This is a genomic window from Halioglobus sp. D3-4 (assembly GCF_055809315.1).
Map to the genome: position 1 here is coordinate 1,659,195 of NZ_CM147907.1, position 23,578 is coordinate 1,682,772.

21 protein-coding genes and 1 riboswitch are annotated in these 23,578 nt (G+C 56.6%); of the genes, 11 read left to right on the forward strand and 10 right to left on the reverse strand.

From position 1 onward, the window contains the following. Positions 1–51 precede the first annotated feature (51 nt). Positions 52–921, reverse strand: coding sequence for a nuclear transport factor 2 family protein (locus AC0L6S_RS07180; protein ID WP_473427744.1), 870 nt, complete (start codon positions 919–921; stop codon positions 52–54). Positions 922–1,076: 155 nt separating this feature from the next. Beyond that, positions 1,077–1,183, forward strand: a riboswitch (TPP riboswitch). 43 nt (positions 1,184–1,226) lie between these two features. On the opposite strand from AC0L6S_RS07180, the gene AC0L6S_RS07185 reads away from it, so the two are divergent. After that, the gene (locus tag AC0L6S_RS07185; RefSeq protein WP_473427745.1) at positions 1,227–3,383 is read left to right on the forward strand and encodes a TonB-dependent receptor; all 2,157 of its coding nucleotides are present in this window, start codon (positions 1,227–1,229) and stop codon (positions 3,381–3,383) included. 21 nt (positions 3,384–3,404) lie between these two features. Here AC0L6S_RS07185 and AC0L6S_RS07190 read toward each other — a convergent pair whose 3' ends face one another. After that, complete coding sequence (locus tag AC0L6S_RS07190) at positions 3,405–4,205, reverse strand: 2OG-Fe(II) oxygenase family protein (RefSeq protein ID WP_473427746.1); 801 nt, start codon at positions 4,203–4,205, stop codon at positions 3,405–3,407. A gap of 58 nt (positions 4,206–4,263) precedes the next feature. Here AC0L6S_RS07190 and pnuC point away from each other — a divergent pair, with 58 nt between their 5' ends. From pnuC to AC0L6S_RS07215, 5 genes are all read left to right on the forward strand, one after another. Further along, a complete protein-coding gene (gene pnuC, locus AC0L6S_RS07195; RefSeq protein ID WP_473427747.1) occupies positions 4,264–4,872 on the forward strand; it encodes a nicotinamide riboside transporter PnuC in 609 nt (202 codons plus the stop codon). Then, the gene (locus AC0L6S_RS07200; RefSeq protein WP_473427748.1) at positions 4,856–5,602 is read left to right on the forward strand and encodes a hypothetical protein; all 747 of its coding nucleotides are present in this window, start codon (positions 4,856–4,858) and stop codon (positions 5,600–5,602) included. Before pnuC ends, AC0L6S_RS07200 begins: the two co-directional genes overlap by 17 nt. A gap of 212 nt (positions 5,603–5,814) precedes the next feature. Continuing rightward, positions 5,815–6,804, forward strand: a complete 990-nt coding sequence (gene dusA, locus AC0L6S_RS07205; protein WP_473427749.1) for a tRNA dihydrouridine(20/20a) synthase DusA — start codon at positions 5,815–5,817, stop codon at positions 6,802–6,804. Between the two features lie 12 nt (positions 6,805–6,816). Next, on the forward strand, positions 6,817–7,770 hold the full coding sequence (gene tal / locus AC0L6S_RS07210; RefSeq protein WP_473427750.1) for a transaldolase: 954 nt from the start codon (positions 6,817–6,819) through the stop codon (positions 7,768–7,770). Beyond that, positions 7,767–8,207 (forward strand): tellurite resistance TerB family protein, encoded by a 441-nt coding sequence (locus tag AC0L6S_RS07215; RefSeq protein ID WP_473427751.1) that lies wholly within the window; start codon positions 7,767–7,769, stop codon positions 8,205–8,207. The genes tal and AC0L6S_RS07215 overlap by 4 nt, the downstream gene beginning before the upstream one ends. Before the next feature lies 1 nt (position 8,208). On the opposite strand, the gene AC0L6S_RS07220 is transcribed toward AC0L6S_RS07215, so the two are convergent. The 7 genes from AC0L6S_RS07220 to hrpA form a co-directional block, all read right to left on the reverse strand. Further along, positions 8,209–8,700: an STAS domain-containing protein gene (locus tag AC0L6S_RS07220; RefSeq protein ID WP_473427752.1), complete on the reverse strand. Its 492-nt coding sequence runs from the start codon at positions 8,698–8,700 to the stop codon at positions 8,209–8,211. Then, positions 8,693–9,877 (reverse strand): PP2C family protein-serine/threonine phosphatase, encoded by a 1,185-nt coding sequence (locus tag AC0L6S_RS07225; RefSeq protein WP_473427753.1) that lies wholly within the window; start codon positions 9,875–9,877, stop codon positions 8,693–8,695. Before AC0L6S_RS07225 ends, AC0L6S_RS07220 begins: the two co-directional genes overlap by 8 nt. A 142-nt stretch (positions 9,878–10,019) precedes the next feature. After that, positions 10,020–10,748 carry an MlaA family lipoprotein gene (locus AC0L6S_RS07230; protein ID WP_473427754.1) on the reverse strand — a complete coding sequence of 243 codons (729 nt, stop codon included), beginning with the start codon at positions 10,746–10,748 and terminating at the stop codon, positions 10,020–10,022. A gap of 79 nt (positions 10,749–10,827) precedes the next feature. Next, a complete protein-coding gene (locus AC0L6S_RS07235; RefSeq protein ID WP_473427755.1) occupies positions 10,828–11,577 on the reverse strand; it encodes an HvfC family RiPP maturation protein in 750 nt (249 codons plus the stop codon). Continuing rightward, positions 11,570–12,430, reverse strand: coding sequence for an HvfB family MNIO-type RiPP peptide maturase (locus AC0L6S_RS07240; RefSeq protein ID WP_473427756.1), 861 nt, complete (start codon positions 12,428–12,430; stop codon positions 11,570–11,572). The genes AC0L6S_RS07235 and AC0L6S_RS07240 overlap by 8 nt, the downstream gene beginning before the upstream one ends. A gap of 3 nt (positions 12,431–12,433) precedes the next feature. Further along, positions 12,434–12,751 (reverse strand): HvfA family oxazolone/thioamide-modified RiPP metallophore, encoded by a 318-nt coding sequence (locus tag AC0L6S_RS07245; RefSeq protein ID WP_473427757.1) that lies wholly within the window; start codon positions 12,749–12,751, stop codon positions 12,434–12,436. A 188-nt stretch (positions 12,752–12,939) separates the two neighbouring features. Continuing rightward, positions 12,940–16,698 carry an ATP-dependent RNA helicase HrpA gene (gene hrpA, locus AC0L6S_RS07250; RefSeq protein WP_473427758.1) on the reverse strand — a complete coding sequence of 1,253 codons (3,759 nt, stop codon included), beginning with the start codon at positions 16,696–16,698 and terminating at the stop codon, positions 12,940–12,942. 86 nt (positions 16,699–16,784) lie between these two features. Here hrpA and AC0L6S_RS07255 point away from each other — a divergent pair, with 86 nt between their 5' ends. Further along, positions 16,785–17,261, forward strand: a complete 477-nt coding sequence (locus tag AC0L6S_RS07255) for a MaoC/PaaZ C-terminal domain-containing protein (RefSeq protein ID WP_473427759.1) — start codon at positions 16,785–16,787, stop codon at positions 17,259–17,261. Here AC0L6S_RS07255 and AC0L6S_RS07260 read toward each other — a convergent pair. Next, a complete protein-coding gene (locus tag AC0L6S_RS07260; protein WP_473427760.1) occupies positions 17,258–17,761 on the reverse strand; it encodes a hypothetical protein in 504 nt (167 codons plus the stop codon). The genes AC0L6S_RS07255 and AC0L6S_RS07260 overlap by 4 nt on opposite strands. A 148-nt stretch (positions 17,762–17,909) precedes the next feature. Between AC0L6S_RS07260 and AC0L6S_RS07265 the strand changes: the two genes are divergently transcribed. Genes AC0L6S_RS07265 through AC0L6S_RS07280 form a run of 4 tightly spaced genes read left to right on the forward strand, consistent with a single transcriptional unit; the run spans position 17,910 to position 23,558 of the window. Then, entirely contained in the window at positions 17,910–19,649 is a 1,740-nt protein-coding gene (locus AC0L6S_RS07265) for a hypothetical protein (protein WP_473427761.1), read from the forward strand. Between the two features lie 59 nt (positions 19,650–19,708). Then, entirely contained in the window at positions 19,709–20,767 is a 1,059-nt protein-coding gene (locus AC0L6S_RS07270; RefSeq protein WP_473427762.1) for a hypothetical protein, read from the forward strand. After that, positions 20,764–22,779 (forward strand): bifunctional tRNA (5-methylaminomethyl-2-thiouridine)(34)-methyltransferase MnmC2/FAD-dependent 5-carboxymethylaminomethyl-2-thiouridine(34) oxidoreductase MnmC1, encoded by a 2,016-nt coding sequence (gene mnmC, locus AC0L6S_RS07275; protein ID WP_473427763.1) that lies wholly within the window; start codon positions 20,764–20,766, stop codon positions 22,777–22,779. Before AC0L6S_RS07270 ends, mnmC begins: the two co-directional genes overlap by 4 nt. Continuing rightward, positions 22,776–23,558, forward strand: a complete 783-nt coding sequence (locus AC0L6S_RS07280) for a glutaminyl-peptide cyclotransferase (RefSeq protein ID WP_473427764.1) — start codon at positions 22,776–22,778, stop codon at positions 23,556–23,558. The genes mnmC and AC0L6S_RS07280 overlap by 4 nt, the downstream gene beginning before the upstream one ends. The last annotated feature ends 20 nt before the right edge of the window (positions 23,559–23,578 follow it).

Consider the following 23,578-nt stretch of genomic DNA (forward strand, 5'->3'; position numbering starts at 1 on the left):
AACGGTGCTTTAGTCTGCGTCGTGAAGGGGCAGAGCACTGCCAGCACTGGATTACGAATTCGCTGACCAGTCCCAGTAAAAATCAAGCGATGCGATGCGCAACCCTGCTGTCTGCAGTTCAAAATACACCACGCCGCTATGCTGGCCAATCGGCCCGCTGTAATCTACAGTCGCCGATACCGTGTTACCGGCAGCCAGTATTTTGCCCAGACGCAGCTCGCCGCCCTGCGCTATGCAATCGGCAATGCTCAGGCGGCGCCGGGCGTAGGGGAAGCTGATCAAGGCTGTGGGCTCCAGGAACAGGGCCTGTGCACCGGCCACATTACCGGCATTGAAGAACTGCACAAAGCGACCTGCCTGTGCCTTGCCGGCCTCGCCGACACTGGACAGCGCGCGCATAAAGCCCGCCATTCCCAATAAGCCCTGATGGCGCAGCATACGCGCAGTGGATGCTACACCGACACCAATAAACGCCCGGCCTTGGGCCACCTGCTGCTGCAGCATGGGCCGCAGCTCCCAGTGTGCTGCCAGGCGAAATATCTTCAACTCCCCTGCTTCCACGGTGAGCTCATACAGCAGATGCATCGGAACACGCACCACCACCTGCGGTGCCATGGTGATCTCGATAGTCAGGTCCCGAACCACGTGCAAACCGCAGACACTATCCCGCTCAACGTCAAAACGAATCGTATTGGGCGCGATAAACGTGTCGTAGAAACGACTCAGGCGACCTTTTGACCGATACCCTGTGGGTGCATCGAAGACGCCAGTGACGTAAGGCGCGGCACCTACCGGGTCTTCCACAATGCAATACTGAGCAAACAGCGACAACCAGGCTGCTTTATCATGGGCTGCAACCGCCTCGGGTGATCGCTGAACAAATGCCAGGCAATCCTGCTCTGTGAAGCTTCTGGATGCCACGCCCCCTCCCACACGCTATCAGGATAGCTTTAATTAACACACTGTAACCCCCATGCCAAACCAAACCCAAGAAGAGTGACGAGCTTTGAATGTCCAAAGTCATCTCTTGTTACAGGCCGCTTGGAATTTGGCAATCCAACCCCTATACTCCTCGCCTCAATCCTAAGGGGTGGCTTCGGCCTGAGATGTCTGTTGCAGAAACAGACAAACCCTTGAACCTGATCCGGTTAATACCGGCGTAGGAATAGGTGCTCTAAGACCGCTCTAACGTCGTTCTCCGGGTCTCTTATTTTTAGAGGCTCAATATGTCAAAACGCTATTCAATCCTGCCCCCACTGCTTGCTGCGGCAACTTTTTCAGGCTCCCCTGTTACCTTATCTGCAGAAAACCCGCGACTGGAAGAAATTATTGTCACCGCAAACTTCCGCGATACCGCACTGATGGAAACCGTCGGCAGCGTCAGTGTCATCTCAGAAAGCACTATTACCGACCGTGCCGCCCAGCATCTGGAGGATATACTCAACGCCGTCCCCAATGTGACCTGGGCATCCGGTGCATCGCGCAGTCGCTTTGTGCAAATTCGCGGTATCGGTGATCTCGAGCAGTACTACGACCCCAAATACTACCCCTCAGTCGGCATGCGGCTGGACAATCTCGAACTGGGGGACAGCGTCAACGCCGGTATGCTGTTCGATGTCTCGCAGGTGGAGGTGCTGCGCGGACCACAGGGTACCCGCTACGGGTCCAGTGGCCACGCGGGCATGATCAATATCATCAGCAATGCGCCGACAGAATCCTTTGAGGGTGAATTGAGCGGCGGCGTCGGCAACTACGACAGCTACAACGCGGGACTGGTTGTCAGCGGACCTCTGCACGATACCGTGCGGGGGCGTCTGGCAGTGCAGCAGAACAACAGCGATGGCTACATCGAGAACGAAAATCTCGACAAGCACGACACCAACGATTTTGATGAATTTACCAGCCGGGGCAGGCTGCAGTGGTCGCCCACAGAAGCATCACTGTACGAGCTGGGCGTACTCTATTTTGATGCCGACAACGGCCACGACCCCTGGTCAATTGAAAATGAGCGCACCACCTGGTCGGATGAACCCGGACACGACCAGCAAGAGACCTTCGCTGTTGACACCAGCGGCAACTGGTTGCTGTCGGACACCCTCAGGCTGGAAGCCACCGTCAGCTACATCGATATGAAGCTGCACCAAAGCTATGATGCCGATTGGGTGTCCGATGAGTTTTGCGAGATATTCACCTGCTCTGGTGGCCATGAAACAGCGCAGGAAATTTTCAAACGCAACCGCGAGCGCTTGGTCGCTGATGTACGCCTGCTTGGGGGCGAGAACACCTTGTCCGCTGGCGAAGGTAACTATGTGATCGGGCTGTACGCCAATGACGGCAGCGAAAACTACGACTACCGCTTCCCGAGCGTATGGTACGGTGATTTCTCCAGCAACAGCGACTACGACACCACACGGTACGCGATCTATGGCGAGTACGAGTATGCCGTTTCCAGCCAGCTATCCCTGGTAGCGGGCGCGCGACTGGAGCGCTTTGAAGATGATTACAGCGACAGCAACGGCTTCAACAGCGACAACAACGACAACCTCTGGAATGCCAAACTCAGCGCGCGCTACCAGTTCGACGACAACACCATGGTATACGCCACCATCGCGCGCAGTGCCAAACCCGGCGGCGTGAACACGTCAGCCACGGCGAACCAGCCATTCATGTCGCCCGTCTTTCAGGACTTCACGCAAGGCAAGCTGGATTTCGACGATGAGAGTCTGCTAAATACAGAAATCGGTATCAAGACACTGCAGTTTGACCAGCGCCTGGCACTGAGCGCTGCGGTTTTCTACACTGACAGAAGCAATGCGCAGCTGGAAAACTGGATGTGGGATGATGCCGCCGGGTTGTGGATCGGTTATCTGGATTCCACCAGCGATGCACACAACTACGGTCTGGAAGTCGAAAGCAGTTTTGTTCTCAATGACTACTTTGAACTCTTCGCGAATATTGGTCTGCTGCATGCGGAGGTGGACACCATAGAGGCCTTTGATCTCGATGAATTCCAGTTTGTCAGCAAGGACAATCGCGATCAGGCCAAGTCCCCCAAATACCAGTATAACGTGGGCACACGTGTCACTTTCAACGACCAGTGGAGCGGGCACATCGAAGTTGAGGGGAGTGGGGACAGCTATTACGGCTACTACCACGATGGCAAGCTGGACAGTTACGACCTGCTCAATGCCAGCCTGCACTGGCAGCGTGACGCAATTGGCGTAACCGTTTGGGGTCGCAACCTGACGGACAAGGATTTCGCGGTGCACGGCCTGTATTTCGGGAATGACCCGCGCGACGACTATGGTGCCTACCAGAACGAAACCTATACACAACTCGGCGAACCCAGAACCTACGGCATAGAATTCACCTACGCGTTTTGAACACGCAGATGAAACTGCGGCTCAGTAGTCCCACAGTCCACAGTACTGCGCAAAATAGGCCTGCGCTGTCAGCACCTCGGGGCTTTCACCCGGGGTCTGCGCGGCCCGCGCTACCGTGGCGCCAGGTGCCGGAATAGAGAACACGGCGAATGAATAACGTTCAACGCTGTGATCAGTATCAAGACGGACCCGGTGGTTCAACGCCTTTATCCTGCCGCCGCTTAGCCACTCCAGCAGATAACCGGGAAAGGCAATCATGCCGTCTGTAACCGGCGCAGGCACCCACTGGCCACGCGCGTCCTTGTATTCGAAGGCGTTATCGAGTCCAAAGGGAAAGACCGTGAATAGCGACACGTCGGGATGAGCGGAGAGACGGGTATTTCCCTGCGCCGTTGCATCGAACTGTTGCACGGGCGGATAGAAGTTGGCGGACAGCATGTGTGACGCATACTGCCGGTACCACGCTGTGACCTCTACCGGCACAGCGTCCAGCAGCGACAACTCCAGTGTGCGTATCCTGGACACCAGTGATGTCCAGTGTTCCCGGACAAAACCTTGAAATGCTTTCGGGTAGCGCTCGGCTGGAAAGCTGTCCGAAAGGACGAACGAATGCAAAAGGTCATCCGGCGCCTGGTGGGAGCTGTCGGTCTGACCGCAATGGGAATAACCGTCAAAGGCCACGCCATACGCCTTTTGCAGAAAATTACGGCGATAGTGCATGGGCGTCGACATAAAGTCCCGCATAGCGTGCTGTACCGGTGCCACTGGCAGGACGGGTATCTCGGTGAGGATAAGCCCCTGATCGAGGTTCCACTGCGTCATCGCGAGTGTTTTCGGGTAACGACGAACATATACTGATTTCTCTGGGAGTTAAACATTGATGGACGGCGACATTTCAACCGCACTGATTGTAGAAATACTGGCTACCGCTGCCAATCTCTTTTATGTGATTCTGCTGATCCGGGAAAACATTCTCTGCTGGGCTTTTGGTATCATCGGCAGCCTGCTCAGTGTCTACCTGTTCATCGACGCCAGGCTATATTCCGAGGCTTTCCTGTACGTATTCTTTGCCGCGATGGGTTGCTGGGGTTGGCTGCGCTGGCGTCAGCGCACCGCTGAAAATGCCAACCCGGTAACTAAATGGCCGGCACTTTTCCATTGGTGCGCGCTGTTCGCGGGCAGTGCGCTCGCGTTGGCCCTGGGCTACAGCGTGCAAACCTATAGCGATGCGGAGCGCCCACTGCTGGACGCATTCACGACTGTGTTCAGTATTCTGGCCACCTATATGGAAATCGCCAAAGTGCTGGAAGCCTGGATTTACTGGCTGATACTCAATCTGGCATCAGTCTGGCTCTACCACGATCGCAGCCTGGACATTTACGCAGTACTTATTGCGCTTTACAGTGTACTCTCGGTCTGGGGATTTTTCAGTTGGCGAAAAACCTATCAATTGCAGCAGGAGTCGCGATTACATGTATCTGGGTCCTAGAATCTGGCTGATCATCGCCAGTGTATTATTGGCGGCATGTACACCGACACTGCAGGTGACACCCGTTGAGAGCTTTACACCGCAATCTGCCGCTCTCGACGCCGAACACGCTGAACGCTACTGGTGGCAGGTTCGCTTTCGACTGAAGTGGCCCGAAGACGAGCCTCCCGATTTTGCCGCACACCTGCTTATTGCCGAGCAGGTACTCCTACCCGTACTGATAGAGAATCAGCAGGACCTCCCGCTGTGGCGCATTCATCGGCGCGCCGGGCGCGACCGTGCCGGGAACCAGTTCAGCTTGATATTCTACTCCGACCGGGCGACCGCAGACCGCATCGATGAAGAAATCACGTCAGCCCCGGTCACCACGTGGCTGATGGATAGCGGCTTGCTGGACAAAGTCAGCTTCGCACAGCGCAGCCCCGAAGAGCTGGCCCGCCTGGAACTGACCAGCGACCCTGAGTGGCCAATCGAAATCCAGCGTTCATGGCCGTACTTCATAATGGGCGTGAGCCAGACCTGGTTGATGCTGGTGCAGGAGTTAAGCCAGCAAGCGCCGCTTGAGGGTGAGGTGGACTACACCGCGCTGCTGCAACATTACCAGAATGTCGATTCACGCCTTAACGACCAGTGGCGGCGCAATGGGCAACACGCCTACCTGCATCACCTCAGCGCTGTATTTGGCTACCAGCCGCTACAAATACGCTCAAGCCAGCTCAAGACATTCTAGGCTGTAAACCGCGAGCACAGCAGTCACGCCAGCCCCGCACCTGGCAGAGTGATCGGGGCGGCAGCGCACTGGTGCATACCCGTTGAAAATGGTGCCTCACCAAATCCGGAATAATTCCCGCTCCCCGCTCGCATTTCTCCACCCGCCCTTCGCAAAATGTTAAATTGCAAGACCGCTGGGACAGATTCACCTCGATATTTGGACAAACGTACATGACGGGTACCACGACACTGGCAGATCATCGGCGATTCTCGATCGCTCCCATGATGGACTGGTCAGATCACAACTGCCGCTTTTTCTGGCGACTACTGTCCCGGCAGGCGCTTCTCTATACCGAAATGGTCACCACCGGCGCACTCATCCATGGCGATAGGGAACGGTTCCTCCACTACAATGCCGAGGAGCACCCGGTGGCACTGCAACTCGGGGGCAGCAACCCCGATGACTTGGCTCGATGTGCGCAGTGGGCGCAGGAATGGGGTTACGATGAAGTGAACCTCAACTGCGGTTGCCCCTCAGACCGTGTGCAGTCCGGCATGTTTGGCGCCTGCCTGATGGCCCGCCCGCAACTCGTCGCAGATGGCGTTAGAGCCATGGTGCAAAACTGTGACATACCTGTCACGGTGAAGCACCGAATCGGCATCGATGATATGGAGTCCTACAGTGAACTGCAGGCCTTCGTTGAGCCCGTGGCTGCTGCTGGTTGCTCCGTCTTTATTGTGCATGCGCGCAAGGCCTGGCTGCAGGGCCTGTCACCCAAAGAGAATCGCGAGATTCCACCGCTCAATTACGATTGGGTGTACCGGCTCAAGGCCGATTATCCTCAGCTCACGATAGTAATAAATGGCGGCATCCAGACACTGGACGAATGCCGGTTACACCTGCAACACGTCGATGGCGTAATGCTCGGTAGAGAGGCCTACCAGAACCCGTGGATGCTGGCGGACGTGGATGAAGTCCTGTTCGGAATGGACAAACCGGCCGAATCCCGCGATGATATTATCGCTGCGTTGTTGCCATACGCCGAGGCGCAGCTCGCTCGCGGTGCTTCACTGAATCATATTACCCGCCACATACTCGGTTTATACCAGGGTGTTCCGGGAGCCAGGAAATTCCGCCGCCACCTGAGCGAAAATGCTTACAAGAAAGGCGCGGGAATAGACGTACTCGCGCAGGCTTGGGCACTGGTAGCCGATCACTGATAGCAGGATGTAATGAACAGCAAACTCGACCAGTTAAAAAGTATGACAGATGTGGTGGCCGATACCGGCGACATCGAAGCCATTCGACGCTACGCCCCGCGCGACGCCACCACCAATCCCTCGCTGTTACTCAAGGCAGCGGCAATGCCGCAGTACGGGGCCCTGCTGGGCAAAGCCAAACAATGGGCCATCACGCTTGGCGGCAGCGATCAGGAACAGCTCATCAATTGCACAGACCGCTTTGCGGTCGATGTCGGAGCGGAGATTCTCGGTATTGTTCCCGGTCGCATTTCCACCGAAGTCGATGCCCGCCTGTCGTTTGATACCAAGGCCTCTATTGAACGGGCGAAAAAGCTGATCGGGATGTACGAGGAAGCCGGCTTTTCCCGGGAGCGCATATTGATCAAGCTGGCATCTACTTGGGAAGGTATCGCCGCTGCCCGGCAACTGGAGCGCGAGGATATCAACTGCAATCTCACGCTGCTGTTCAGCTTTGGCCAGGCCGCCGCCTGCGCCGATGCGGGTGCCTACCTGATATCACCCTTCGTAGGCCGAATCCTGGATTGGTACAAGGCCAATACAGATATCAGTCTGGAGGATGCCGAGGATGACCCCGGTGTGCAATCGGTAACCAGAATCTATAACTACTACAAGCAGCACCAGTACTCGACTGTCGTAATGGGCGCCAGTTTTCGCAACAGCGGGGAGATCGAAGCGCTGGCGGGGTGTGACCGACTCACCATCAGCCCAGCCCTACTGGAGGAGCTCGCGAACGACAGCGGTGAGTTGGTGTGCAGACTTAGTCCGGATACCGCCAGCAGCAAAGACGCTAGAACGCAGCCCACTGAAGCGGCATTTCGCTTTGATTTGAACGAGGACGCAATGGCCACCGAGAAACTGGCCGAGGGTATCCGTAACTTTGTCGCCGACCAGGCCAAACTGGAACAATTGATAGGTTCGCAATGATTCACGTATTAAAAACTCTGTTCGAACACGCGCCACCGCAAAGCGAAGAATCCAAAGCCCGCAACCTCCGGCTGGCCGCCGCGGCCTTGATGGTTGAAACTGCGAGGGCTGACTTCAACGAATCCAGTGTCGAGATGACCACGCTTGCCAAGTTGCTTCCCACCGTACTGGAGCTGGAAACTTCCGAGGTTGACGCATTGGTCGCTGCTGCGCAGGAAAGTGTGGAGGAAGCTACCTCACTCTACGAGTTTACGCGCGTAATCAACGAGGGCTGGAGCCTGGATCAAAAGGTTCAGTTGATCAGCGCGATGTGGGCCGTCGCCTATGCCGATGGGGATGTGGACAAGTACGAGGAACACCTGATCCGCAATGTGGCAGACCTGATCTACGTGCCGCACTCAAACTACATTCACTGCAAACTGGCCGCGCAGGCCTGAGTCAGCTGCGCTCCAGGGCCGAAATCAAGTCCTTAAAACGATTACGATTTTCTTCTGAAACGCCCATCAGGACCCGATGGGCCTCAAGTACTTTTTCCTTAACAGACTCCTCACTACCGATCACTGTGGGAATCTCTTCGATATCGCTTGGATTCGCACACGCCTCTTCATGCAGTACAAACAGGCGATTGAAATCCATGCTTCTAAGCAGGCGGTTTATACCCGCATCACAGGAGTAGATAGCGGGAGCAAACCCGAATTGCTCCTTCACCCTCAGAGCCAGTTTGGCCAGTAAGCCCAGGGTTGTACTATCGAGTCCCTGTGCGTCACAAAGGTCCACCCAGACACTCGCAAAATGGGGATCCGCAAACATCTGCTCAACAAAATCATCGATAGTGGTACACAGCGTGAGACGTACATCGCCTTCAAGGCGAATGACGTAGGCGCCATCCTGACTGGCGGCGAGAATTCGTCCCTCGCTCACATCAGTCACGTTTTATCACAAACAGCGCTGCTATATCGTCAGGCGCGGTCTCCACATGGTCCAAACCGAGGTGTGACGCCAGCTGATCCGGGGAATCAGCCGTCTGCTCAAACACCTTCAAAAAGTACTGCTCCTTCTCGATGAGGCTCATTGGCGGCAAAATCTCAAGAATGCCATCGGAAAACAGCGCCAGCATAAAACGGTCGGGCAGATCAATCGAGTGCTCCTCATAAGCAGCTTCCTCCATCAAGCCCACAGTGGACCCCTCTCCGTCGAGGTAGCGCGCGCCCTCGTCGGACACCAGTACCGGTAGAGGCAGGTGCCCGGCGACGCTGTAACGCAAGGTATTCCGGCGCATATCAAGCAAACCGACCACCATGGTGGCGAATTTATCTACATCCAGGTCCAGAAGTTCCTTGTTCGCATGTTTTAGCATAGCAACCGGTTCCAGAATTGTCTCATCGTGGCGCCGGGAGTAATCTGAGCGTTTGCGGGCGAAGAGGTTTTTCAGCAGAACGGTTGCGAAAGCGGATGAGCTGCCATGGCCGGAGACATCCGCCATGAAGAAAATCACATAGTCGTCACCCACCGTAAAGTAATCGGTAAAATCGCCGCTGAGGTAAAGCGACGGGATGACTGTATGGCTAAACACATAGTCATTGAGCACCATTGGGGTCGCCGGCAGCATACGCATCTGCACCTGCCGGCCCGCCTGCTGATCCTGCTCAAGCATCTTAACGGTGCCGCGCAACTCCATATTAGCCGCTTCCAGGCGATCGCGTGAGTCCTGTAGCTCCCTGCGCAAGTTGCGCTGACGGACACAGCGCTCTATAGATCTGACGAGGGCATCCTTGTCTTCGATAGGGCGCAGGAAAAAATCGCTGGCACCGAGCCGGAGCGCCGTCATCATTTTCTCGGGGTCAGCAACATCGCAGAACATGATCACCGGAACCTGAACATCCATCTCTCGCAGGGCGTGGCGCGCGGCCACCCAGGAAAAGTCACGCAGATCCAACTCACACAAAATGACGTCCAGATCACTGTCCCCACCCAGTGAATAGGTAGAATTACTGACGTCTGTGATCACCTCGACATTGAAATCAGAATGCGATAGAAAACTCGCCAGCGTTTCGGCGCGGCCGGGGAGATCATCAACAATAAGGACATTGCCATTTGAAGCGGTCATAGCAGGCTTTGATTGTGTATTGGGCGTGACACTACGCCCATCGCGAAGTGCAGGCAACCACGGCAGAAACGCTTTGGCAGGATTTTACAATTTTACTGGTTCTTTCGGCCATTCTGTTCAATCCCATCGCGCCGTAAGGCATTCAGAATTCGAGGTAATCTTCTGGAGGTTCCTGCTCTGTAAAGCTGTCGTTAAGCTCTCCCGTGAGGAAATATTCGCGGCGCTGCAAGTAGGCATTGCGAATGAAGATGTAGCGATCACCAGTGACCAATTCATCTGCATCTATCAGATTGGCACGCAAATCCACGGCTTCAACCGCCCAAAACAGGTAGGCCCATTCCCTATCCTCTATCACACCGGGCAGGCCGGGCAGAGAGGAGTAGGTATCCACCAGGTAGCCGACACTGCCGCGAACGGTACGAGGGCCGAACATTGGCAGTACCACATAGGGGCCCGAATCGACCCCCCAGGTGTACAGCGTCTGGCCAAAATCTGCGGGGCTGTGCTCAATCCCCATCGGCGTCGCTACGTCTATCAGGCCCAACAGACCCACGGTGGAATTCACCAGCAGACGCCCAGCGCTGCGCAATGCGTTTTCGGGGCGGCCCTGCAGCAGCGAGTTGAAGATCGAATTGAACTCGTACACATTGGAAATGAAGTTGGTGACACCCTTTTCTGCCGGATCGGGCATCACATAGCGGTAACCCTTTGCTGCGGGGAGTAGGACATACTCATCCAGGGATTCATTGAAGCTGAAAATATGCCGATTCATCGGCTCCCAAGGGTCAATCTGACTCTCGTCTTCAGACGCACCCGACGAATAATGCGGGAGTGCCATCAGCAGTAGAAGCACGAAACGCTTGAAAGTCATTTCTGGGGCTTGCCAAGGATTAAAGGGAGGGATGGTACGCTGAGGTCGCGGAGGGATCAACTGGTGAATAACTCCCGAATCAGGGCATTGAGACCTGTATCACTCCACTCGCAGCAAATTGGCCCATCTGTTCGCCACCGTGAGCGACTATTTGTTCGGGCGGGAGCCCGAGCTCGGCAGCGAGGCCCTCCAGCACTTTTTGCACGGTTTCGGCGCTGTTTTCGCGGACCAACTCCAGCAGGCGCGCCGTCGCGGCATTGAGTTCGATGAACCCCAGCTTGTCTGCCCAATCCCGGTAGACCACCAGATACGTCGGCTCAGAGGACTCTGTCGGCCTGAACCGGGGGCCAATGCGATGCACCGGAAACTGGTAACACAGGCACCATGCCAGCGGCGACAAGGTCACGACAGCCGTGAGAATATCCTCCACTTCGACCTTTGCAGGCAGTACCTCTTCTGAGACATTCAGGGCCAGTTCCACCCATTCATAATGCGCCAGTTCTGCCAAAAAAGGTGGATCACTGTCCTGCGGCTGATAATCCTGCATCAGGAATTGCAGAAACTCCTGGCTGATCTCCAGAAAATACGGCGTGTGGCAGCGGTGCTGGTGGACAAATGTCCGTACCAGGGAATGCCATGTATCCTCCTCGTAGAGCGAGCGCAGCACCGGGAAACCTCCGCTGATGAAGCTCTCAATATTATTGTAGACAAGGCGCTCATAAATCTTCATACGTCGCGGCTCAATACCTGCCGGAACCGGGTATTTCCCGGGATTGCGCAGGTAGCGCGCCATCTCGAGTTGACTGGCCTTCAATACAGATTCAGCCATGGGAGCCGACCGAGCCGACGTTGCGATGCTGTGCCTGCTGTTGCACTGACCGGACCTGCGCCACCTCCTCCAGCAGGTTTTCCAGTGGCGGCAGGTTAAAATCCCTTTCAAGTAGTGTGGGTACTGGCCCAAGCCGACTATAGGCCGCCGCCAGCAGTTCCCAGACCGCTTCGATGACATCGGCACCGTGGGTATCCACTTTCAGGTCCGGTGCCTCGTCATAGTGCCCGGCAATATGGATATATCGCACTCTGTCGAGCGAAAGCGCATCGAGAAACTCGTTGGGGTCATAACGGTGGTTGATCGCGTTGACGTATATATTGTTGACGTCTAGCAACAGATCACAGCCGCTTTCGCGCTGCACGGCATTGATAAATTCTGCTTCCGTCAGATCCGTATAGGGTTGCGCGTAGTAGGAGGCATTTTCCAGTGCAATGGGCTGGCCGATAATATCCTGCACCTGTCGCACACGTTCGGCCACATGGTGCACGGCCTCCTCGGTAAACGGGATGGGCAGGAGATCGTACAGGTGGCCACCAGCCGCGCAGTACGTCAAATGCTCGCTGTAAAGCGGCACATCGATGTCACCCATCAATGCGCGCACGGCTTTTACCAGGTTTGTATCAATAGGGTCCGGCCCGCCGATGTCCAGCGACAGGCCGTGCAGCACGATGGGGTAGCGTTCAGCCATCGCCCGGAACTGCTTGCCATAGCGGCCGCCAACACCGATCCAGTTCTCCGGTGCTGCTTCCAGAAAATCGACCGCTCCCTGGTCAATAGATGATAACGGGCCCATCAGGGCCCGCCGTAAGCCGAGTCCCGCTCCGTGGAGTACCCGGTCAGCTTGCGGCACTACCTACCCGCCGCAGCTGCCTTCACCATCGGCTTTCTCACCACCGCAGCTGCCTTCGCCGTCAGCCTTTTCGCCACCACAGCTGCCTTCACCATCGGCTTTCTCACCGCCGCAGCTGCCTTCACCGTCAGATTTATCGCCACCACAGCGACCTTCGCCACAACTGCCTTCTTCGTGTTTGTCATAATTGGCGAGATCGTAGCCGCCGCTGAGCTGCTGTGCGGAGAAAGGGTTGGACTCTGCCGTTACCAGAGGAGAGATCGAGCTTGCCAGAAAAGCTGCACCGAGTGCGGCCGCCAGCGGTTTTTTTGATATAGCCATAATATTGTCCTGTTAGTGGTCAGTGATTATTTGAGTACAGTGCAAAACTGCCCGGTGCGCTGTTGGCGTTAATCGGCTAGAAAGTCGACATGCCTCAAGCCTGCCCCGTGGTAGTTAGGACAGAATAGCAAAGGATAAGTTTCACGCCATAAATTTCCCACGGTAAATAAATGCGCCTTTACCTTACTTTAATGAGGGTTATTCTGCAGGTATTGAACGACCCGCTGCCACTGTTCCTCGAGACGTTTTTGCGACACCGCCTGCCGCGTCCCCAGATTCTGTGCAAACAGGGACACGCGGAACTCTTCCAGCATCCAGCGATAGGTGCACACTTCCTCGCTCAACAGCAACAACCCAGGGCGCTTTTGGAGTAGCTCAAATAATGGCTCCTGCAGCGCCTCAAGCACGCCGGTATATTTCTGGTCTTTCGGATACTGCCCCGCCAATCGCTCCAGACGCAACTGTAGCGCCTTCATATAACGGGGATACTGCGCCAGCCACTGTTCCGGCGTATCGCGCTGAAAGGACTCGCGCCATATGCGCGCCAGTTGCGAGTGGATATCCGCTTGCGTATCTAGCCACTTACCGGGCTCCAGCGCCGCCATCTTACGCCGCACATCGCCCAGCGGGCGCAGCGCATTGAGCAGTAGTGCCTCGAGGTCATTGCCGCGCGTAATAACCTCGCCACGAACAGCTTGCTCGACGTTCTGGAACTCCAGCTCCGTATACGGCAGTTCCGGAAAGGCGGCCATGCCCTGCAGATAGGCCGCATCTATCATATCGTCCACCAGCGCACTGCGCTCCAATTGCGCCGCCGCCAGCAACAGGTTGAACTCATTCCCACGCAACAGTTGTTTACGCAGGAACTTCACTTGCTGTGCGCCCGCCAGCCGCAACAAACGCACCACACCAAGCCGATGTCGCAGAAATGCCTCGCCGGAATAGTCGCACAGCTCGATGGCCACGCTGTCGACTTTATCCACCAACGCCGGGTAGGCGACGATATCGATACCGGCCTGTCGAAAGCGCCACTGCCGCGGTATCTCGCCCATGTCCCAGCGTGTGATGCCCTCCCGCGTCAATGATGGCTGAGGGTTAGCACTGATACTCTGCCGTGTATCCGCACGAAACTGCCGCACCAGAACATCCAGATCACGCCCCTGCCCCAACAGCTTGCCCTGTGCATCAACCACGCGAACATTCATGCGATAGTAATCATCAAGCTTCTGAATATCCCAGTCATCGACGGTCAGACGTATGCCCCCCAGTTTTGACAGGTGCCGGGCGAGGCTGGCCCGCAAATCCACATTGTCTGGCTGCAACTCTTGCAGTGCGCGATCGACAAAGTCCGGTGCCGGCACCAGGTGCTTGCGCTTTTCTTTTGGCAATCCCTTCACCAGTTGTATGCATTTCTCCCGTAGCAGACCGGGCACAAGCCAGTCGAAAAGGTCACGCGGCGTCCGATTCAACAGCGCGACCGGAATCGTCACGGACACACCATCTGCAGCGTGACCCGGCTCGAACTGGTAACTCAGCTTGAAACGCATATCCTCCCAAATCAAATGGTCCGGGAACTGCTCACCGACAGCCTCTCCGGGATCGCGTGCGACCAGTACCTCGCGCGTTACATAGAGCGCGCGCTCGCGCTCGGGATTACGCTTCAACCAGGCGTGCAGCGCTGCGGCTGTGTACATCTCCTCGGGAAGACGTTCATCGTAGAACTCAAACAACACCTGTTCATCCACCAGAATATCCCGGCGGCGGGTGCGCGATTCCAGCTCTTCCACCTGCTGTACCTGGCGCCGGTTGTGCTTCAGAAACCTGGGGTACTGACGGAAGTTGCCCAAGACCAGGCCCTCACGAATCAGCAGTGCGCGACTTTCATCCGGCGCCAGCGGCCCATAGTGCACCACGCGCTTGTCCGTCAGGGTCAGCCCATACAAACTGATTCTTTCATAGGCCACGACCTGCCCGCGACGGGATTGCCAGCGCGGTTCATAGTAATGCCGTTTGAGCAGCTCGGGATTGATGTCCAGCGCCCAATCCGGCTCAATGGCACCGACTTCGCGCGCATAAACACGCGAGGTTTCGACGATTTCAGCGGCCACCAACCACTTGGGCGGTTTCCGTGCCTGCGATGATCCGGGAAAAATCTGCAGCTTGCGATTGCGACTACCGAGGTATTCGCGGCGCTCACTGTGCTGCGCAATATTACTTAGCAGACCGCTGAGCAAGGCGGAGTGAATGCCCTGATAATCTTCCTCTTGGGGCAGTGCCGAGGGGACTTTCAGACCCTGCTGGCGGCAGGCGATACTGAGTTGTGTGTGGATATCCCGCCACTCCCGCATCCGCATGAAGGACAGGAATTCACGCTTCAGCAGTTTGCGCAACTGATTCTGGCTCAGCGCCTGGCGCTGTTCATCGTAGTAGCGCCACAGGTTGAGCCACGCTATGAAGTCGGAACGCGGGTGGCGAAACCGAGCATGCATCTGGTCTGCCTGCTGTTGTTTGTCCGCAGGCCGCTCGCGCGGGTCCTGCACGGTCAGTGCACTGGTGATTACCAGTAGCTCCTGCAGACAGCCGCGCTCATCGGCGGCGAGTACCATACGCGCCAACCGGGGGTCTACCGGCAGCCGGGCCATGCGCTTGCCGATAGCAGTGACCTTGCCCGCTGAGCTCACCGCGCCGAGTTCTTCCAGCAATTTATAGCCGTCGCGCACCATGCGCGAATCGGGGGCATCAATAAATGGAAATTGCTCCACCTCACCCAGCCCCAGGGTCAGCATCTGCAGGATAACCGCAGCGAGATTGGTGCGCAGAATTTCCGGGTCGGTAAACTCCGGGCGGCTGGCAAAATCCTGCTCGCTATACAGCCGGATACACACGCCGGGGCCGACACGTCCACAGCGGCCCTGGCGCTGGTTGGCGCTGGCCTGTGATACCGGCTCAATCGGCAGGCGTTGCAGTTTGGTACGATGGCTGTAGCGACTGATACGGGCTTCGCCGGGGTCAATCACGTAGCGGATACCGGGGACGGTTAGCGAAGTCTCGGCCACATTGGTTGCCAGGACCACCCTGATACCGGATTTGCGCCCCGTGCGCTCAAACACGCGATTCTGCTCAGCCTGACTCAGCCTCGCGTAGAGCGGGAGGATCTCCAGTTCGGTGGACTGGCGCAGCACCTTGGCAAGTTCCCGGATATCGCGCTCGCCCGGCAAAAAGACCAGTATATCGCCGCGCGCCCCGAACTGACCCGCGTCTATCTCCTGCACCAGAGAGACAATCTGTGCCTCCGCGCCCTCCTCCGCGCCATCGTCCCGGCTCTTTTCCAATCCCAGGTAATGGGTCTCTACCGGATAGGTACGCCCAGACACCTCGATGATCGGCGCATCATTGAAGTGCCGGGAGAAACTGTCTACATCGATGGTCGCCGAGGTGACGATCAGCTTCAGGTCCGGCCGCCGCGGCAGGATACGCTTCAGGTACCCGAGCAGAAAATCGATATTCAGGCTGCGTTCATGCGCTTCATCAATAATCAGGGTGTCGTACTTGCGCAACAATCGATCATGTTGCATTTCGGCCAGCAAAATACCGTCTGTCATCAGCTTGATGGCGGTATTCTCGGACACCTGATCGGTAAAACGCACCTGGTAGCCCACCAGATCACCCAGCGAGGTCTCCAACTCCTGTGCGATACGCCCGGCCACGGTGCGCGCTGCCAGCCGACGCGGCTGGGTATGGCCGATGAGGCCCATACTCCCACGCCCGAGTTCCAAACAGATTTTCGGAAGCTGTGTGGTCTTGCCGGAGCCCGTCTCGCCGGCAATGATCACCACCTGATGCTCAGCGATCGCGCGCGCAATCTCCTGCCGACTCTCGGCAATGGGCAGTTCTGGTGGATACTTGATGACCGGAGCGAGCCTCTCGGGTCCGGGTGAATCTTGCATGCGTAGGGTCCATCAATCAGATTATTCACGCTCAGGCGCGCGAGTGGGTTAAGCTTCTGCGGGTGTAAGGTCAGGGAATCACGAACATGTCACAAATCAGCAATTATACGTATAACGAGATAACGATAGGGCAAACAGCAACCTATTCCAAGCAGATTGAAAAGCGGGACATCCAGCTTTTCGCTGCGCTGTCGGGCGATGTGAACCCTGTTCACCTCGACGCAACCTATGCTGCAAAAACTCAGTTCAAGGAGTGTATCGCACACGGGATGCTCAGCGGCACCATCATCTCTGCCGCCATCGCGATGAAACTACCAGGGCCCGGCTCGATCTATCTCGGTCAGTCTCTACGTTTTCGCCTGCCGGTGAAAGACGGGGATACGATCACAGTGACGTTGGAGGTGACAGAGAAAAAAGACAAGCGCGGCATCATTGTTCTTGATTGCACAGTACTGAATCAGCACGACAAGCGCGTTGTGACCGGCACCGCCGAAGTGATGGCCCCGACTGAAAAACTCATATTGGAGAGCCCTGAGCCTCCGCAGGTACAGATCGAGAGCTAGGCCGTAGCATCCGGCGCCGAAGTCCCGGCGGTGACAAACTGTGACGGATCAAGGTACATCAGCTGTAGTACGGTAGCAGCTTCGCCCTCACTGGAATCAGTCGCCAGCACCATAACATTGTGCAGATCGTCCTCCAGCGTCACCGCAGTGATACCGAAAATCATCGCACTGCCCTCATTAAGCGCATTGAAGACCTTCAGTTCCCGCTTTTCTTGCAACGCTCTGGAAATATTGGATACCAGCGTCGCCACGCTGGCACGAAAGGCACCGAAATTGAGTCGCCCCTGAAATTCACTGTAGGAAAGCGAGAGCTGAAAGGTCGCCGTAGAGTCGTCGGCCAGTGTCACCTTGGTCAAATTGACGATCTCGTCGTCGGTAATGCGCTTATAGAGTGTCTTGGCCTCGGTCCTCGTCGCCTCGATAAAGGCTTTGTGTAACAGATTCACCGCCACCAAGAGGAATGTTTCCTGTGGCATGGACTGGACTTGCGATTGCGACATGGAGACCTCCGGCTGTAAAGCACGCAGTCTAATGCCCTCACGCAGGACGGGCAATGCCTTGCGCCACGCTTGTACGGCGCAGTTGCAGAACGCCCGCAACGCCGCTGTGCTACTGGCGCCACCACTGCAAACTAAGTAGTATGCGGCTGTGAAATTACCCGCATACCCACCGCTAACAGACATCGTGCCGAAACTCCTCGTTGCGGTCAGCTTGTTGGCCGGTTTTTTATCTCTGCTTTTCAATTGGTTCTTCTGGGCACGGTTTCGTATCGATATACCGATCGAAGACACTGTGAGCCTGCTACCCCTTGTGCAATCCGTTGTGGAAACAGGTTGGAGCAGCATCTCGCTGCAGGACTGGATTGCACCCCACGCCTCGGCACACAGAATTGCCGTCGGTCGCCTACTAATGGCGGCGGATTACACCTATCTCGCAGGCGACAACACGCTTTTTTATCTGGGAAGCTGGCTGAGCATCGCGACCCTGTGCTACCTGTATTTCAATGTTGCCCGCTTATCGAAACCACTATACGCACATGTACCGCCTTTCATACTGGGAATGGCGTTGATTTATACCTGTAGCTATACGTTGACGAGAAACTTGATCAGCCCGATAAACTCCCTGTGGTATATCAGTGCAGCGTGCAGTGCGCTTGGCATCTATCTGTTTATTGCACCCGGAAGAAAAATAACGGTGCTGCGGGCGGCCGGTGCGTGCCTGCTGTCAATCATCGCGGCGTATACCACTTTCCTCGGAGTTATCGGCGCGCTGGTGCTGGTGCTACTGGCTGTGCATTTCCGCTCCAGACACAGCCTATGGGTCATCCCTATTATGCTGGCTTTCGTCGCTCTCTATATGCACGACATCAGAACCGTGGCCCAGATGGCACTCGATGCTATCAATGCGGGAGGCGGCCCCAATCCATACGGCAACCATCTGGATGTTTTGATCGATTTCAGGGAACGATTCTTTGACTTTACTATCGGGTTTCTCAGTGCGCCCATGTCGAAGTCCCCGACTCTGCTGGCCTACCTCTATGTCATACCGTCGGTTTGCCTGATTCTTTTTGGCTGGGTGAAATTGGCTCGCCAGCGGTTTGCCGCGCAGCCTGATAGCGGCTCAGCGGAAACATTCTATCTCGCGATGGCCACCCTGCTGCTGGGTACAGCGCTGGCGTGTTCCCTCGGCAGAACAGGTTTCAATGAACCCTCAGACCCGAGATATCAAACCATCGTAATGCTGTACTGGTTGAGCGTGGGCAGCTTTCTAATTAGCCAACTGCAAGACGTGCAACTGCCTGGTGTCAAGGCAGGTAGTATGTTGTTGGTGCTGCTGATGCCCCTTGGCTTGCTCTATCATCAATCAGCTTTTGACTTGATTTCGGTAGTTCAGAAAAGTTCTTCTGCGAAAAATATCGAAGTGAGCACGCGTATGGGGGTTCCCGTATTCGAGGACCCTCGCCACGCTGGCGCTCTTCACTTTTCACAATATCTTAAGTTCGCAGAGTTCCTCACGCAGAACACGAGAATGGGTGCAACTTCCTGGCACGATACCAACAATGAACGCGCTATCACTCGCGATTGCGACGTGATGCGTCTGGAGTTAGCACCCGGGCAAAACCAAAAGTCCAAGGTTATGGGCGTCAAATTAACAATAGATGACAGCCAGTTGCAGCGCTTCAGGGAGGTGCGCCTGTCAGGAACCGATGGCGGTTGGGGCTACTTATATGAGAAGCCCTCCTCACCGTTGTCGTTGATGGACCTGGTGTGGGGCGGCATGTCATGGAGTGGTTACTACAGCGGTGAAGATGTCTCATCATCCTACACATTGGAGTTTGATTCGATTCTGGGACCAGACTTTCGCTGTCGGTTGAATACTGAATCTTGAGAGACGCGAATGCACTGCTTTCTGTATATTATGGGCTCATGCGAAGGGTATTTCTAAAAATGCAAGAAGTTAAGCGCCACCGCCTGGTTCACCTGGCGCTGCTGTGCGCATTTGTGGTGAGTGGACCTTCAGGTGCGCAGTCTCCCGAGGTCAACAGGAAGCTGCAATTCCTGACCGACCAACGCCTGATGCTGACAGCAGAGCTGGACCAATTCCGTGAAACCCTGGAGATGGTGCATCCCGACGAGACTCCCCCGGAACAAAGTCCCAATTCGGCGGTGCGTACACTGGCAATCGGTGCAGTCGATATCAAAGAACGTTTGATCGAGGTCACCGAAGAGGAAATAGAACTGTTACAACAGCAGATTCGCGCGGCAAGGGGCAAGATCAGAGTCACACAGCAGCTGAGTGCCTCCGACACGTCAGACGAGATCACCGCGGCGACAACTTCTACCGCTAAAGCCACAGCTCCCGTTGCAGAGTCAATAGAAAGTCAACACGCTGCCCCACTCGAGGATCAATACTCACTGGCGCGGGAAGCCGAGAATGTCGAACGCCTACACGAATTGCTGCAAAACTACTATCAGGAACTAGAAGAGTCCGCACGCATACTCCCAACGTCCGAAGAATTGGCCCAGCGCGAACTGGCACAGCGCGACGCTGAGTCGCTAGACAAGATACCCTTCAGCGAAGACAAGGTGCGGCTCAGCGGCAGTGAGGCCAGCACTGCACTGGCGGAGATTAGCCAGCGACTGATGGACCCCCGCATACCTGAAAGTCGTCGCGACATCGCCCCAATCTGCAATATCAAAACCCACTTGCTCGATACGCTTGTCAGCATGGAGAACAGGAGCCTGAAACCGGTCGGCAAGAATCACTTTATCGGCAAGGTCAGACTACAGCCAGGAGAGACAACGATAAGTCTCCTGTCGGATCAATGGGCCGTGGAACTACCCGAACACAGTGGCGTACAGGATTTCGTGATTACTCTGTATCGACCGGTGGACGGCGCACCAGAATTGCACGTATTCGCAGTGGACGATCTGCTGGCCGAAAGCAAGCCCCACATTCCTGCGTGGCTTCCCGAGGAGCTGGATATCAAGATGCAGGCCGGATGAAACGCGACAATCTGCCGTGGCGGCCGCTACCGACAGCCACACTTCGCTGGAGTGAAACCGGGGTACCGACCTCCGACAATTTTGGCGACGTATACTATTCACAGGACAACGGGCTGGAGGAAAGCCGACACGTTTTTTTGCAGGCGAGCGAACTGACCCAGCGTTGGAAAACACCATCCTGTACGCGATTTTGTATCGCTGAACTGGGCTTTGGCACCGGCCTCAACTTTCTACTGACCTGGCAGGCCTGGCGCGATATGCCGCTGCCCCGCCCGCAACTGCACTTCGTGTCGATAGAGAAGCACCCCCTCACAAGGCGGGACCTCGCGCGCGCACTGTCTGCCTGGCCAACGCTGAGCCACCTAACTGAGCAACTGCTGGCTGCGTACCCCGAGCCTTTGGCTGGCTTGCACCGTCTGTTGCTGGAGGAAGGTCTGCGGCTTGATCTCTGGTGGGAAGACGCAGACGACGCCCTCGCCGACTTGGCGGGCAGGGAACAGCGGCTGATAGACGCCTGGTATCTGGATGGATTTGCTCCCAGCCAGAATGAAGAAATGTGGTCGGCGTCGATAATCGATGCGGTGGCGGCTCTCAGCCGCCCCGGCGCCACGCTAGCGACCTTCACGGCTGCCGGCCACGTCCGACGCAAACTGTCGGCGGCCGGGTTCTGTGTCAGCAAGGTACCGGGCTATGGCCGCAAACGAGAGTGCCTGCGGGGCGTCATGAATGCGACAACCCCGGCATCACCAACCACGGGCCTGTCCCCATGGGATCTGCCCAAAGACTCGCCGGACAGGCCCGAACATGTGCTAGTGCTCGGCGGCGGGCTGGCAGGCTGCACCACAGCCGCAGCACTGGCCAACCGCGGGATAAACGTCACGCTGCTGGAACAGGATGCACTGTCCAGCGGTGGCTCGGGCAACGATCAGGGCGTTCTCTATACGCGACTGTCACGCAAGCACTCTGCACTGGTGGATTTCGCTTTGCAGGGATTTATCTTCGCAAGCACGTTCTATCGCACCCTGTTCCGTGATGGCCAGTTACAACAAGATCTCGATGGCGATCTGTGCGGCAGCTTTCAACAAACGGACAATGTCGATGAGATGGCCGCACTGCGCGAAGTACTTGCGGGGCTGGAGGACCTGGCGCAGGTACTTGACGCCGAACAGGCCAATCGCATTCTGGGCATTGCGCAACCTCGCGCGGGATACTGGTACCCGGGATCGGGCTGGATACGCCCGGCGGCAGTGTGTCGAGCGCTCACTAATCGGGACAATATCCGCGTTCTGGAATACTGCGGCAATGTGAGCCTGCACAGCGATGGCACTGCGTGGCACGCCACAGCCGATGGCCGAACGCTGGCCCGGGCCAGTGTTGCTGTCGTCGCCGCAGGTACCGGCACCACCGCACTTCAACCCCTAACTTGGCTGCCATTGCAGACGATACGCGGCCAGATTACCGAATTACCTTTAAACGACGAGACCGCCACACTGCGCGCCGCGCTCTGCCATGAGGGCTATATCGCCCCCGCCCGCGAGGGCACCCACAGCATGGGTGCATCCTTCAACCTAAATACTGCAGACCCCGCGCTACGCGAGGAGGACACGAGAGACAACCTGGCCAAGCTGGCCGCTGCCGTCCCGGGCTGGAGTTCGACGCTGACGGCGCTGGACCCATCGGTGCTGAAGGGCCGCGTTGGATACCGCTGCGCCAGCCCCGATTACCTACCCGTAGCGGGGCCGGTGCCGGAGATTGACGAGTTTATTGATACTTTTGGCGCGCTGCGCAAAAATGCAAGGCAGTCGATCCCACAGCGCGGACGGTATCTCCCCGGCCTGTATGTCAATGCGGCGCACGGGTCGCGCGGCCTGGCCTCAACACCGCTTATCGCGGAGTTGCTCGCCAGTATGATCTGCGGAGAACCCCCACCGCTTAGCCGCACCCTGTGTCGCGCGCTGTCACCGGCGCGCTTTATCATCCGCGATCTGTCCCGCAACCGGATACCGCAATGACCTTACTGCGCATTCTGCTGTTACTCACTGCCTGCCTGCCGGCCTTTGCCGACCCGGTACAGCAGTACCGTGTCATAGTCACGGACCAGAAACCCCAGTCGCGAGACCACTTTGTGCAGGGTCTGGAGATCCTGGATGACTACCTCTATGTGAGTGCTGGCAATTACGGTGAGTCGCGACTGTTGCGCTACCACTTCCCCGACGGTCGGCTCGATGCAGGAACACACCTGGACAAGCGGTTCTTCGCCGAAGGGCTTACCGTGTTGGACGGCTATATCTACCAGCTGACCTGGCGCAATCGCGCGATGCTGGTCTACCGGCAATCCGACCTTGCATTGCAGCGCTCGCTGCCGATTAGCGGTGAGGGTTGGGGCCTGACGAACAATGGCAGCGAACTGATCTACAGCGATGGCAGCGCCCGGCTGCACTTCATGTCACCGGCCACTGCACACATCCTACGGTCCATCACTGTCACTGAGGCCGGCAGACTTGTCACCCTGCTGAATGAGCTCGAATGGGTCGATGGCGCGATATGGGCGAATATCTGGTACAGCGACCGTATCGTCATCATCGATCCGCGCACCGGCAAGGTCACCGCCAGCATCGATTTGCAGGGGCTGTTGCCGGCGGAGGAATATCGCCCGGGCACCGATGTTTTGAACGGCATCGCCCGCAACCCCTCCGACGGCGGAATCTGGGTAACCGGCAAGCGCTGGCCGTGGATGTACCGGATTGAATTGCAGCCAGCGGGTGATATTCCGCAAACCCCAGTACAGTGAATCAAATTCGCGTTAGAATA

Bases quoted from the DNA above. Each gene is read 5' to 3' on its own strand.
- AC0L6S_RS07185 (WP_473427745.1), top strand. From the start codon at position 1,227: ATGTCAAAACGCTATTCAATCCTGCCCCCACTGCTTGCTGCGGCAACT.
- AC0L6S_RS07190 (WP_473427746.1), bottom strand. From the start codon at position 4,205: ATGACGCAGTGGAACCTCGATCAGGGGCTTATCCTCACCGAGATACCC.
- pnuC (WP_473427747.1), top strand. From the start codon at position 4,264: ATGGACGGCGACATTTCAACCGCACTGATTGTAGAAATACTGGCTACC.
- AC0L6S_RS07200 (WP_473427748.1), top strand. From the start codon at position 4,856: ATGTATCTGGGTCCTAGAATCTGGCTGATCATCGCCAGTGTATTATTG.
- dusA (WP_473427749.1), top strand. From the start codon at position 5,815: ATGACGGGTACCACGACACTGGCAGATCATCGGCGATTCTCGATCGCT.
- tal (WP_473427750.1), top strand. From the start codon at position 6,817: ATGAACAGCAAACTCGACCAGTTAAAAAGTATGACAGATGTGGTGGCC.
- AC0L6S_RS07215 (WP_473427751.1), top strand. From the start codon at position 7,767: ATGATTCACGTATTAAAAACTCTGTTCGAACACGCGCCACCGCAAAGC.
- AC0L6S_RS07225 (WP_473427753.1), bottom strand. From the start codon at position 9,877: ATGACCGCTTCAAATGGCAATGTCCTTATTGTTGATGATCTCCCCGGC.
- AC0L6S_RS07230 (WP_473427754.1), bottom strand. From the start codon at position 10,748: ATGACTTTCAAGCGTTTCGTGCTTCTACTGCTGATGGCACTCCCGCAT.
- AC0L6S_RS07235 (WP_473427755.1), bottom strand. From the start codon at position 11,577: ATGGCTGAATCTGTATTGAAGGCCAGTCAACTCGAGATGGCGCGCTAC.
- AC0L6S_RS07245 (WP_473427757.1), bottom strand. From the start codon at position 12,751: ATGGCTATATCAAAAAAACCGCTGGCGGCCGCACTCGGTGCAGCTTTT.
- hrpA (WP_473427758.1), bottom strand. From the start codon at position 16,698: ATGCAAGATTCACCCGGACCCGAGAGGCTCGCTCCGGTCATCAAGTAT.
- AC0L6S_RS07255 (WP_473427759.1), top strand. From the start codon at position 16,785: ATGTCACAAATCAGCAATTATACGTATAACGAGATAACGATAGGGCAA.
- AC0L6S_RS07260 (WP_473427760.1), bottom strand. From the start codon at position 17,761: ATGTCGCAATCGCAAGTCCAGTCCATGCCACAGGAAACATTCCTCTTG.
- AC0L6S_RS07270 (WP_473427762.1), top strand. From the start codon at position 19,709: ATGCAAGAAGTTAAGCGCCACCGCCTGGTTCACCTGGCGCTGCTGTGC.
- mnmC (WP_473427763.1), top strand. From the start codon at position 20,764: ATGAAACGCGACAATCTGCCGTGGCGGCCGCTACCGACAGCCACACTT.
- AC0L6S_RS07280 (WP_473427764.1), top strand. From the start codon at position 22,776: ATGACCTTACTGCGCATTCTGCTGTTACTCACTGCCTGCCTGCCGGCC.